Consider the following 13,008-nt stretch of genomic DNA (forward strand, 5'->3'; position numbering starts at 1 on the left):
AGCCTAAAGGGGCTGAATCAGCCTTGTTTTTTGGTAACGGATTCGACGATGTGCGACGGAGCCGTATCGTATTTTTTGAATTCCATAGAGTAGCTTGCGCGACCCTGAGACATGGAACGAACGTCGGTCGCATAACCGAACATCTCACCCAGTGGAACTTCGGCACGGATAACCTTGCCGGACACTGTGTCTTCCATACCCTGGATCATGCCGCGACGACGGTTAAGGTCGCCCATCACGTCACCCATATAGTCTTCAGGCGTAACAACCTCTACCGCCATGATCGGCTCGAGCAACTCACCACCACCCTTCTGGGCCAGTTGCTTGGTCGCCATGGAAGCAGCCACTTTAAACGCCATCTCGTTGGAGTCGACGTCGTGGTAAGAACCATCGAACACGGTAGCCTTCAGGCCGATCAGCGGATAGCCGGCAACAACGCCGTTCTTCATCTGCTCTTCGATACCCTTCTGGATAGCCGGGATGTATTCCTTAGGAACCACACCACCTACTACTTCGTTCAGGAATTGCAGACCTTCCTGACCTTCGTCAGCAGGAGCAAAGCGAATCCAGCAGTGACCGAACTGGCCACGACCGCCGGACTGACGAACGAACTTGCCTTCGATTTCGCAGTTCTTCGTGATGCGCTCACGGTACGAAACTTGAGGCTTGCCGATGTTGGCTTCGACGTTGAACTCACGGCGCATCCGGTCAACCAGGATGTCCAGGTGCAGCTCGCCCATGCCGGAGATGATCGTTTGACCAGTCTCTTCATCAGTTTTAACGCGGAAAGACGGGTCTTCCTGAGCCAGTTTGCCCAGAGCGATACCCATTTTTTCCTGGTCATCCTTGGTCTTAGGCTCTACGGCAACCGAAATAACCGGCTCCGGGAAGTCCATGCGAACCAGGATGATTGGCTTGTCAGCGTTGCAGAGGGTTTCACCAGTGGTGACGTCCTTCATGCCGATCAGGGCCGCGATGTCGCCAGCACGTACTTCCTTGATCTCTTCACGGGCGTTTGCGTGCATTTGCACCATACGACCCACGCGCTCTTTCTTGCCTTTGACCGAGTTGATCACGCCGTCGCCGGAGTTCAACACGCCCGAGTAAACGCGGACGAAGGTCAGAGTACCCACGAATGGGTCGGTAGCGATCTTGAACGCCAAAGCCGCGAACGGCTCGTCGTCGCTTGCATGACGCTCCATCTCTTCTTCCTCGTTATCAGGGTTGGAACCCTTGATAGCAGGAATGTCGGTCGGAGCAGGCAGGAAGTCGATAACGGCGTCGAGAACCAGGGGAACACCCTTGTTCTTGAAGGACGAACCGCAAACAGCCAGAACGATTTCGCCAGCGATAGTACGCTGACGCAGAGCGGCCTTGATCTCGGCGATCGACAGCTCTTCACCTTCCAGGTACTTGTTCATCAGCTCTTCACTGGCTTCAGCCGCAGCTTCAACCATGTTGCTGCGCCATTCAGTGGCCAGCTCGAGCATGTCCGCAGGGATTTCCTTGCGAACAGGAACCATACCCTTGTCAGAGTCGTTCCAGTAAACAGCTTGCATGTTGATCAGGTCGATCTGGCCCTGGAAGTTGTCTTCCGAACCGATAGCCAGCTGGATCGGCACCGGAGTGTGACCCAGACGCTGTTTGATCTGACCGATCACGCGCAGGAAGTTGGCACCAGCACGGTCCATCTTGTTTACGTAAACAAGACGTGGAACGCCGTATTTGTTGGCTTGACGCCATACGGTTTCCGACTGAGGCTCAACACCCGAAGTACCGCAGAATACAACGACAGCGCCGTCGAGTACGCGCAGGGAACGTTCTACTTCAATGGTGAAGTCTACGTGACCCGGGGTATCGATTACGTTGAAGCGATGCTCGTGCGGGTACTGCTTCTCGGAACCTTTCCAGAAGGCGGTAATGGCAGCAGAAGTAATGGTAATACCACGCTCCTGCTCCTGAACCATCCAGTCCGTGGTCGCGGCGCCGTCATGCACCTCGCCCATTTTGTGACTTTTGCCAGTGTAAAAAAGGACGCGCTCGGTGGTGGTGGTTTTACCAGCATCCACGTGAGCGACGATACCGATGTTACGGTAGCGACTAATCGGAGTAGTACGAGCCATAAAGCCCTCGCAAAATTAGTGAAGCTAAAATTAGAAGCGGTAGTGCGAGAAAGCTTTGTTAGCTTCGGCCATACGGTGCACGTCTTCACGCTTCTTAACAGCAGCACCTTTACCTTCAGCAGCATCCAGCAGCTCGCCAGCCAAGCGCAGAGCCATAGACTTCTCGCCACGCTTGCGGGCGAAGTCTACCAACCAGCGCATTGCCAGAGCGTTACGACGGGACGGACGAACTTCGACCGGAACCTGGTAAGTAGCACCACCAACGCGGCGCGACTTCACTTCGACCAGCGGAGCGATGGCGTCGAGTGCTTTTTCGAAGAGTTCCAGGGGATCGGTGCCGGTCTTGCGAGCCGCAACGGTTTCCAGGGCACCATAAACGATACGCTCGGCAACGGCTTTCTTGCCGCTTTCCATAACGTGGTTCATGAATTTGGCGAGGATTTGGCTTCCGTATTTCGGATCGTCCAGAATCTCACGCTTTGCTGCTACGCGACGTCTTGGCATTGATAAGCCCTCAAACGGTCTTCAGGTTAGTTCGGGACAGATCCTTGAGGATTCGCGCCCGACCTTACTCTTATCGACTCAATAAAATGAAAATCTGCAAAACGGCCGATTACTTCGGACGCTTGGTACCGTACTTCGAACGACCCTGGTTACGGCCTTTAACGCCGGAAGTATCCAAGGAGCCGCGAACGGTGTGGTAACGAACACCTGGCAAGTCTTTTACACGACCGCCGCGGATCAGTACCACGCTGTGCTCTTGCAGGTTGTGGCCTTCACCACCGATGTACGAGGAAACCTCGAAACCGTTGGTCAGACGCACACGGCATACTTTACGCAGTGCCGAGTTAGGTTTTTTCGGCGTAGTGGTGTACACACGGGTGCACACGCCACGACGTTGCGGGCAGTTCTGCAGCGCAGGTACGTCGGATTTCTCGACGATACGCTTACGCGGCTGACGTACCAGCTGGTTGATAGTTGCCATCTACTAGCTCCACTGTTGTCTTGCGACGCTATTGTCTTGCAAGAAAAGCAAAATGGCAGGAACGGATTCCCGCCAAATTTAGGGGATCAAGAGTCTAAAGAGGATCTTGCCCCCAGTCAAGGCAAGGCCCCGACCTCCCCGCTCGTCGAACCTCGACAAATTGTCTCGATTCGATGAACGGTTAGATCAGGGCCTCAGCTCATTTATCGCAGAACTCAGTTACCGCTCGAGTTCAGCGCTTCGGTCAGTGCAGCTTCCACTTCACTGGCGCTAACGCGCAACGGCTTGTCTGCATCACGACGACGCTTGCGCTCGCTGTGATAAGCCAGACCGGTACCGGCCGGGATCAGACGACCCACAACCACGTTTTCTTTCAGGCCGCGCAGGTAATCGCGCTTGCCGGTTACGGCCGCTTCGGTCAGTACGCGGGTGGTTTCCTGGAAGGAAGCCGCCGAGATGAACGATTCAGTCGACAACGACGCCTTGGTGATACCCAGCAGAACGCGGGTGAACTTGGAGACAAACTTGTCTTCCGCGTTCAGACGCTCGTTCTCTACCAGAACGTGAGTCAGTTCCATCTGGTCGCCCTTGATGAAGCTGGAGTCGCCGGACTCGGAGATCTCAACTTTACGCAACATCTGACGCAGGATGGTCTCGATGTGCTTGTCGTTGATCTTCACGCCCTGCAGACGGTAAACGTCCTGGATCTCGTTAACGATGTACTTGGCCAGCGCGCTCACACCCAGCAGACGCAGGATGTCGTGCGGATCGCTCGGACCGTCGGAGATAACTTCGCCGCGGTTTACCTGTTCGCCTTCGAACACGTTCAGGTGACGCCACTTCGGAATCAGCTCTTCGTACGGATCGCTGCCGTCGTTCGGGGTGATGACCAGACGGCGCTTGCCCTTGGTCTCTTTACCGAACGCGATGGTGCCGCTGACTTCAGCCAGAATCGACGCTTCTTTCGGACGACGGGCTTCGAACAGGTCGGCAACACGCGGCAGACCACCGGTGATGTCACGGGTCTTCGAAGTTTCCTGCGGGATACGAGCGATAACATCACCGATCGCAATCTTCGCACCGTCCGCAACACCGACCAGGGCGTTGGCTGGCAGGAAGTACTGAGCGATAACGTCAGTGCCTGGCAGCAACAGATCCTTGCCGTTGTCATCGACCATCTTCACAGCAGGACGAATGTCCTTGCCGGCAGCCGGACGATCTTTCGGATCAAGTACTTCAATGTTGGTCATACCGGTCAATTCGTCAGTCTGACGCTTGATCGTGATGCCTTCTTCCATGCCCACGTAGGTCACGGTACCTTTCATTTCGGTAACGATCGGGTGAGTGTGCGGATCCCACTTGGCCACGATGGCGCCAGCGTCGACCTTGTCACCTTCTTTAACCGAAATCACAGCACCGTACGGCAGCTTGTAACGCTCGCGCTCACGACCGAAGTCGTCAGCAATCGCCAGCTCACCGGAACGGGACACGGCAACCAGGTTGCCATCCACACGCTCAACGTGCTTCAGGTTGTGCAGACGAACGGTACCGCCGTTCTTCACCTGAACGCTGTCGGCTGCGGAAGTACGGCTTGCCGCACCACCGATGTGGAACGTACGCATCGTCAGCTGGGTACCCGGCTCACCGATGGACTGGGCAGCGATTACGCCGACCGACTCACCGATGTTCACCTGGTGACCACGAGCCAGGTCACGGCCGTAGCACTTGGCGCAGATGCCGTAGCGGGTTTCGCAGCTGATCGGCGAACGCACGATCACTTCGTCGATGCTGTTCAGCTCGATGAACTCGACCCACTTCTCGTCTACCAGAGTGCCGGCAGGAACGATGACGTCCTCGGTACCCGGCTTGAATACGTCCCGGGCAATGACACGACCCAATACGCGCTCACCCAGCGGCTCTACAACGTCACCGCCTTCAATGTGCGGAGTCATTACCAGGCCGTGCTCGGTGCCGCAATCGATCTCGGTCACGACCAGATCCTGCGCCACGTCTACCAGACGACGAGTCAGGTAACCGGAGTTCGCAGTCTTCAACGCGGTATCCGCCAGACCCTTACGAGCACCGTGAGTCGAGATGAAGTACTGGAGTACGCTCAGACCTTCACGGAAGTTCGCGGTAATTGGCGTTTCGATGATGGAACCGTCCGGCTTGGCCATCAGACCACGCATACCGGCCAGCTGACGAATCTGTGCTGCGGAACCCCGCGCACCCGAGTCGGCCATCATGTACATCGAGTTGAACGATTCCTGCTCGACTTCGTCGCCGTGACGGTCGATGACTTTCTCTTTCGAGAGGTTGGCCATCATCGCCTTGGAGACTTCGTCGTTCGCTTTCGACCAAAGGTCGATCACTTTGTTGTACTTCTCGCCCTGGGTTACCAGGCCGGACGCGTACTGGCTCTCGATCTCTTTCACTTCGTCGGTGGCAGCACCGATGATGCGGGCTTTTTCATCCGGGATAACGAAGTCGTTAACACCGATGGAAACGCCGGAAATTGTCGAGTAGGCAAAACCGGTGTACATCAACTGGTCAGCGAAGATCACGGTCTCTTTCAGACCAACCACGCGGTAGCACTGGTTGATCAGCTTGGAGATCGCCTTTTTCTTCATCGGCAGGTTGACGACGTCGAACGACAGACCTTTTGGCACAACCTGGAACAGCAGCGCACGGCCGACAGTGGTGTCGACGATACGAGTGTTGTTCACGCTGTTGCCGTCACGATCGTTCACGGTTTCGTTGATACGAACCTTGATCTTGGCGTGCAGTGCGGCTTCGCCGGCACGGAACACACGGTCAACTTCCTGCAGATCCGCGAACACACGACCTTCGCCCTTGGCGTTGATCGCTTCACGAGTCATGTAGTACAGACCCAATACAACGTCCTGCGACGGAACGATGATTGGCTCACCGTTGGCTGGCGACAGAATGTTGTTGGTCGACATCATCAACGCACGCGCTTCGAGCTGGGCTTCCAGCGTCAGCGGTACGTGCACGGCCATTTGGTCGCCGTCGAAGTCGGCGTTGTACGCAGCACAGACCAGAGGGTGCAGCTGGATAGCCTTACCTTCGATCAGTACCGGTTCAAACGCTTGGATACCCAAACGGTGAAGGGTCGGTGCACGGTTGAGAAGAACCGGGTGTTCGCGAATCACTTCAGCGAGAACGTCCCAAACTTCCGGCAGCTCGCGCTCGACCATTTTCTTGGCCGCTTTGATGGTGGTCGCCAGACCACGCATTTCCAGCTTGCCGAAAATGAACGGCTTGAACAGCTCGAGAGCCATCTTCTTCGGCAGACCGCACTGGTGCAGACGCAGGGTCGGACCTACGGTAATTACCGAACGACCGGAGTAGTCAACACGCTTACCGAGCAAGTTCTGACGGAAACGACCTTGCTTACCCTTGATCATGTCAGCCAGGGATTTCAAAGGACGCTTGTTCGAACCGGTGATAGCGCGGCCACGACGACCGTTGTCGAGCAGTGCATCGACAGCTTCCTGCAACATACGCTTTTCGTTGCGCACGATGATGTCCGGAGCGGACAGATCCAGCAGGCGCTTCAAACGGTTGTTACGGTTGATCACTCGACGATACAGATCGTTGAGGTCGGAAGTCGCGAAACGACCGCCATCCAGCGGGACCAGTGGACGCAGATCTGGCGGCAGAACCGGCAGAACGGTCAGCACCATCCACTCTGGCAGGTTGCCGGAACCCTGGAAGGCTTCCATCAACTTCAGACGCTTGGACAGCTTCTTGATCTTGGTTTCGGAGTTGGTTTGCGGAATTTCTTCACGCAGACGGCCAATCTCGTGCTCCAGGTCGATAGCGTGCAGCAGTTCACGGACAGCTTCAGCACCCATGCGGGCGTCGAAATCGTCACCGAACTCTTCCAGCGCTTCGAAGTACTGCTCGTCGTTCAGCAGCTGACCTTTTTCAAGAGTGGTCATGCCTGGATCGATAACGACATAGCTCTCGAAGTAGAGAACGCGTTCGATATCACGCAGGGTCATGTCCATCAGCAGGCCGATACGGGACGGCAGCGATTTCAGGAACCAGATGTGGGCAACCGGCGAAGCCAGTTCGATGTGCGCCATGCGCTCACGACGAACCTTGGCCAGTGCAACTTCAACGCCGCACTTCTCGCAGATAACACCACGATGCTTCAAGCGCTTGTACTTACCGCACAGGCACTCGTAATCCTTTACCGGGCCAAAGATCTTGGCGCAGAACAGACCGTCACGCTCAGGTTTGAACGTACGGTAGTTGATGGTTTCCGGCTTTTTAACTTCACCGAACGACCACGAGCGGATCATCTCAGGCGAGGCCAATCCGATACGGATGGCGTCGAACTCTTCGACTTGACCCTGGTTTTTCAGCAAATTCAGTAGGTCTTTCAAGGCCTTTCCTCCTGGCGGAGCAGAGAGCGGGCAATCCTGCCCCGCTCTCGATCGCGTCACGTGTTATTCGGTTTCCAGATCGATATCGATGCCGAGGGAACGAATTTCCTTGATCAACACGTTGAAGGACTCGGGCATGCCCGGCTCCATACGGTGATCGCCGTCCACGATGTTTTTGTACATCTTGGTCCGGCCGTTCACATCGTCCGACTTCACTGTGAGCATTTCTTGCAGAGTGTAAGCAGCACCGTATGCTTCCAGTGCCCAGACCTCCATCTCCCCGAAACGCTGACCACCGAACTGCGCCTTACCACCCAGCGGCTGCTGGGTAACCAGGCTGTACGAACCGGTAGAACGCGCGTGCATCTTGTCGTCTACCAAGTGGTTCAGCTTCAGCATGTACATGTAGCCAACGGTAACTGGACGCTCGAACTTGTTGCCGGTACGGCCGTCGGTCAGCTGCATCTGGCCGCTTTCTGGCAGGTCCGCCAGTTTCAGCATGGCCTTGATTTCGCTTTCCTTGGCACCGTCGAACACTGGAGTGGCCATTGGAACACCGCCACGCAGGTTCTTCGCCAGATCCAGAATTTCCTGATCGGAGAAACTGTCCAGATCTTCGTTACGACCGCCGATCTGGTTGTAGATCTCGTCCAGGAAGGTACGCAGCTCAGCGACTTTACGCTGCTCTTCGACCATCCGGTTGATCTTCTCGCCCAGACCTTTGGCCGCGAGGCCCAGGTGGGTTTCAAGGATCTGACCAACGTTCATACGCGAAGGTACGCCCAGCGGGTTGAGGACCACGTCGACCGGGGTGCCATTGGCATCGTGCGGCATGTCTTCAACCGGCATGATCACGGAGACCACACCCTTGTTACCGTGACGACCGGCCATCTTGTCGCCCGGCTGGATGCGACGACGGATTGCCAGGTAAACCTTGACGATCTTCAGCACGCCTGGAGCCAGGTCATCGCCCTGCTGCAGTTTGCGCTTCTTGTCTTCGAACTTGTCGTCCAGCAGACGGCGACGATCAACGATGTAGGCCTGAGCCTTCTCGAGCTGCTCGTTCAGAGCATCTTCAGCCATGCGCAGTTTGAACCACTGACCATGCTCAAGACCGTCGAGTACTTCGTCGGTGATGTCCTGACCTTTCTTCAGGCCCGCGCCGCCTTCAGCCTTGTGGCCTACCAGAGCGGAACGCAGACGTTCGAAGGTCGCGCCTTCAACGATGCGGAACTCTTCGTTCAGATCCTTGCGGATCTCGTCCAGTTGGGTCTTCTCGATCGACAGGGCACGAGCATCACGCTCAACGCCGTCACGAGTGAAGACCTGCACGTCGATGACAGTACCTTTGGTACCGGTAGGTACACGCAGGGAAGTGTCTTTAACGTCGCTGGCTTTTTCACCGAAGATCGCGCGCAGCAGTTTTTCTTCCGGAGTCAGCTGGGTCTCGCCTTTCGGAGTGACCTTACCAACCAGGATGTCGCCTGCGCCAACTTCAGCACCTACGTAAACGATACCGGCTTCGTCCAGCTTGTTCAGTGCAGCTTCACCCACGTTCGGGATGTCCGCAGTGATTTCCTCTGGGCCAAGCTTGGTGTCACGGGCCACGCAGGTCAGTTCCTGAATGTGGATCGTGGTGAAGCGATCTTCCTGAACCACACGCTCGGACAGGCAGATGGAGTCTTCGAAGTTGAAGCCGTTCCATGCCATGAACGCGATGCGCATGTTCTGACCCAGAGCCAGTTCACCCATGTCGGTGGACGGACCGTCGGCCATGATGTCGCTACGCTGAACGCGATCGCCCTTGCTCACCAGCGGACGCTGGTTGATGCAGGTGTTCTGGTTCGAACGGGTGTATTTGGTCAGGTTGTAGATGTCGACACCGGCTTCACCGGTTTCAACTTCGTCATCGGCAACACGAACCACGATACGGCTGGCATCAACGGAGTCGATCACGCCGCCGCGACGAGCCACGACGCAAACGCCGGAGTCGCGAGCCACGTTACGCTCCATGCCGGTACCTACCAGCGGCTTGTCGGCACGCAGGGTTGGTACAGCCTGACGCTGCATGTTCGAACCCATCAACGCACGGTTGGCGTCGTCGTGCTCGAGGAACGGAATCAGCGACGCTGCAACCGAAACTACCTGCTTCGGCGAAACGTCCATCAGGGTGACTTCTTCAGGCGCCTTGACGGTGAATTCGTTCAGGTGACGTACGGCTACCAGTTCGTCGATCAGGACTTTCTGGTCGTTCATGGTCGCCGAAGCCTGCGCGATCACGTGATCGGCTTCTTCAATAGCGGACAGGAACACGATCTCGTCGGTAACCACACCCTCTTTCACCACACGATACGGGCTTTCGAGGAAGCCGTACTGGTTGGTGCGAGCGTAAGCAGCCAGGGAGTTGATCAGACCGATGTTCGGACCTTCCGGCGTTTCGATCGGGCAGACACGACCGTAGTGAGTCGGGTGTACGTCACGAACCTCGAAGCCCGCGCGCTCACGAGTCAGACCACCAGGGCCGAGTGCGGAAACACGACGCTTGTGGGTAATCTCGGACAGCGGGTTGTTCTGGTCCATGAACTGCGACAGCTGGCTGGAACCGAAGAACTCTTTCACCGCCGCAGCCACTGGCTTGGCGTTGATCAGGTCTTGCGGCATCAGGCCTTCGCTTTCAGCCATCGACAGACGCTCTTTGACCGCACGCTCAACACGTACCAGGCCAACGCGGAACTGGTTCTCGGCCATCTCGCCTACGCAGCGAACACGACGGTTACCCAGGTGGTCGATGTCATCGACGATGCCTTTACCGTTACGGATGTCGACCAGAGTCTTCAGTACCGCGACGATGTCTTCCTTGCACAACACGCCCGAACCTTCGATCTCGGTACGACCGATACGACGGTTGAACTTCATCCGGCCGACCGCGGACAGGTCATAACGCTCAGGGCTGAAGAACAGGTTGTTGAACAGGGTTTCGGCAGCGTCTTTGGTTGGCGGCTCGCCTGGACGCATCATGCGATAGATTTCGACCAGCGCTTCCAATTGGTTGCTGGTGGAGTCGATCTTCAGAGTGTCAGAGACGAACGGACCGCAGTCGATATCGTTGGTGTACAGAGTTTCGATGCGAACGACGCCGGCCTTGGCGACTTTTGCCAGGACTTCGGTCGTCAGCTCGGTGTTGCACTCCGCCAGGATTTCGCCGGTTGCCGGATGCACGATGACCTTGGCGGTGGTGCGACCCAGGACATAGTCCAGAGGCACGTCCAGCTCTTTGATCCCGGCTTTTTCCAGCTGGTTGATGTGACGGGCAGTGATACGACGACCCTGCTCGACAATTACCTTGCCTTTGTCATCCTGAATATCGAGAACAGCAACTTCACCGCGCAGACGCTGAGGTACCAGTTCCAGGCTCAGGGTCTCGCCCTTAACGTGGAATACGTTGGTGGTGTAGAAAGCGTCCAGCACTTCTTCGGTGGTATAGCCGAGCGCGCGCAGCAGTACCGAGGCCGGCAGCTTGCGACGACGGTCGATACGTACGAATACGCAGTCCTTCGGGTCGAACTCGAAGTCCAGCCAGGAACCGCGGTAAGGAATGATGCGTGCGGAGTACAGCAGTTTGCCGGAGCTGTGCGTCTTGCCACGGTCGTGGTCGAAGAACACGCCCGGGGAGCGGTGCAACTGGGAAACGATCACACGCTCGGTACCGTTGATTACGAAGGTACCGTTCTCAGTCATCAGGGGGATTTCACCCATGTAGACTTCTTGCTCTTTGATGTCCTTGATCGCTTTGTTCGACGATTCTTTGTCGAAAATGATCAGGCGCACTTTTACCCGCAAAGGTACGGCGAAAGTTACACCGCGCAATACGCATTCTTTGACATCAAATGCCGGTTCGCCCAGGCGATAACCGACGTACTCCAGCGCAGCATTGCCGGAGTAGCTGATGATCGGGAAAACGGATTTGAAGGCCGCATGCAGGCCCACGTCGCGGAACTGATCTTTAGTCGCTCCCGCTTGCAAGAATTCACGATACGAATCCAGCTGGATGGCCAGGAGGTAAGGCACATCCATGACGTCCGGCAACTTGCTAAAGTCCTTGCGGATACGTTTTTTCTCAGTATATGAGTAAGCCATCAGCGTTCCCCAGCTTGGTCACCTGCTTGTTTGGCCCCTCCCGACGGGAGCAGCCAGAAAATCGTGCAAACCCCATGGTTTGCGCCATCACATCGGATGGTTACAGCTCGTTATCGGCACCGACCGAGTCGGCTGCCAATAACGGAAAAAGGCCGGTGGCAAGAGCCACCAGCCATCAGCCTGTCGCTTGACGCTCGGGCTGGAGGAGCAAAGTCGATGCTTACTTCAGCTCGACTTTAGCGCCTGCTTCTTCCAGCTTCTTCTTAGCGTCTTCAGCAGCTTCTTTCGAAACGCCTTCAGCTACAACCTGAGGAGCGCCGTCGACTTTCTCTTTGGCTTCTTTCAGGCCCAGACCGGTCAGTTCACGAACTGCCTTGATCACGTTTACTTTCTTCTCGCCGGCTTCAACCAGAACAACGTTGAACTCGGTTTGCTCTTCAACAACAGCGGCAGCAGCAGCTGGACCAGCAGCAGCAACAGCAGCGGTCACGCCGAAGGTTTCTTCCATTGCTTTGATCAGCTCAACAACTTCCAGAACGGTTTTCTGGCCGATTGCTTCGATGATTTGTTCGTTAGTCAGAGACATGACTCAATTCCTGATTTGGTGGACAGCCTGTACGGCCGTCGAAATAAACAAAAATACGCGAGATTGGAAACGCTCAGCCTCAGGCTGCAGCAGCTTCTTTCTGATCGCGAATTGCCGCCAGAGTACGAGCCAGCTTGCTGGTAGCGCCTTGAATCACGCTCATCAGTTTCGCAATAGCTTCGTCGCGAGTTGGCAGGCTTGCCAGCACGTCGATCTCATTCGCTGCGAGGAACTTGCCCTCGAACGAAGCTGCCTTGATCTCGAACTTATCCTGACCCTTGGCAAATTCCTTGAACAGACGAGCAGCAGCGCCCGGGTGTTCGTTGGAGAATGCGATCAGGGTCGGGCCGGTGAACGCGTCGTTCAGCACTTCGTACGAAGTGCCAGCAACAGCGCGCTTGAGCAGGGTGTTACGTACAACACGTACGTAAACGCCAGCTTCACGAGCCTCTTTACGGAGTCCGGTCATTGCGCCTACTGTTACGCCACGGGCATCAACCACGACAGCGGACAGAGCGACTTTGGCAGCCTCGTTGACTTCAGCGACGATGGCCTTCTTGTCTTCGAGATTAATTGCCACGGGTTTAACTCCTGCTTGTTACCGTTTCATTCGATCGAAACCGAATGTCGTTTTGGTGTCTGATTCGGTAAGGAACCGGGAGCACCATCTGCGTAGGCTTGAGGTTTAAGACTTGCGTCGCCTACGGTCTTGGATAGCCCCCGCCAGGCAGGGACCCCAATCTTTCAATTGGCGCGAACAAT

7 protein-coding genes are annotated in these 13,008 nt (G+C 56.2%); all 7 read right to left on the reverse strand.

Going from position 1 to position 13,008, the window contains the following annotated elements:
- Positions 1-17 precede the first annotated feature (17 nt).
- The 7 genes from fusA to rplJ all read right to left on the reverse strand — a co-directional run bounded on the left by fusA (position 18) and on the right by rplJ (position 12,826).
- On the reverse strand, positions 18-2,123 hold the full coding sequence (fusA, locus tag IF189_RS25470; RefSeq protein ID WP_085712351.1) for an elongation factor G: 2,106 nt from the start codon (positions 2,121-2,123) through the stop codon (positions 18-20).
- 30 nt (positions 2,124-2,153) lie between these two features.
- Positions 2,154-2,627, reverse strand: coding sequence for a 30S ribosomal protein S7 (rpsG, locus tag IF189_RS25475; RefSeq protein WP_007957592.1), 474 nt, complete (start codon positions 2,625-2,627; stop codon positions 2,154-2,156).
- 109 nt (positions 2,628-2,736) lie between these two features.
- The gene (gene rpsL / locus IF189_RS25480; RefSeq protein WP_003186084.1) at positions 2,737-3,108 is read right to left on the reverse strand and encodes a 30S ribosomal protein S12; all 372 of its coding nucleotides are present in this window, start codon (positions 3,106-3,108) and stop codon (positions 2,737-2,739) included.
- Between the two features lie 215 nt (positions 3,109-3,323).
- A complete protein-coding gene (gene rpoC / locus IF189_RS25485; RefSeq protein WP_085712352.1) occupies positions 3,324-7,523 on the reverse strand; it encodes a DNA-directed RNA polymerase subunit beta' in 4,200 nt (1,399 codons plus the stop codon).
- Positions 7,524-7,586: 63 nt separating this feature from the next.
- Complete coding sequence (gene rpoB / locus IF189_RS25490) at positions 7,587-11,660, reverse strand: DNA-directed RNA polymerase subunit beta (protein WP_085712353.1); 4,074 nt, start codon at positions 11,658-11,660, stop codon at positions 7,587-7,589.
- A 220-nt stretch (positions 11,661-11,880) separates the two neighbouring features.
- Positions 11,881-12,246, reverse strand: coding sequence for a 50S ribosomal protein L7/L12 (gene rplL / locus IF189_RS25495; protein WP_007957596.1), 366 nt, complete (start codon positions 12,244-12,246; stop codon positions 11,881-11,883).
- A gap of 79 nt (positions 12,247-12,325) precedes the next feature.
- Positions 12,326-12,826, reverse strand: coding sequence for a 50S ribosomal protein L10 (gene rplJ, locus IF189_RS25500; protein WP_011336174.1), 501 nt, complete (start codon positions 12,824-12,826; stop codon positions 12,326-12,328).
- Between the last annotated feature and the right edge of the window lie 182 nt (positions 12,827-13,008).

Source organism: Pseudomonas sp. IzPS59 (genome assembly GCF_014863505.1).
Taxonomy (GTDB): Bacteria; Pseudomonadota; Gammaproteobacteria; order Pseudomonadales; family Pseudomonadaceae; genus Aquipseudomonas; species Aquipseudomonas kribbensis.

Coding starts and splice junctions, on each gene's coding strand:
- fusA (WP_085712351.1), bottom strand. CDS start 2,123: ATGGCTCGTACTACTCCGATTAGTCGCTACCGTAACATCGGTATCGTC.
- rpsG (WP_007957592.1), bottom strand. CDS start 2,627: ATGCCAAGACGTCGCGTAGCAGCAAAGCGTGAGATTCTGGACGATCCG.
- rpsL (WP_003186084.1), bottom strand. CDS start 3,108: ATGGCAACTATCAACCAGCTGGTACGTCAGCCGCGTAAGCGTATCGTC.
- rpoB (WP_085712353.1), bottom strand. CDS start 11,660: ATGGCTTACTCATATACTGAGAAAAAACGTATCCGCAAGGACTTTAGC.
- rplL (WP_007957596.1), bottom strand. CDS start 12,246: ATGTCTCTGACTAACGAACAAATCATCGAAGCAATCGGCCAGAAAACC.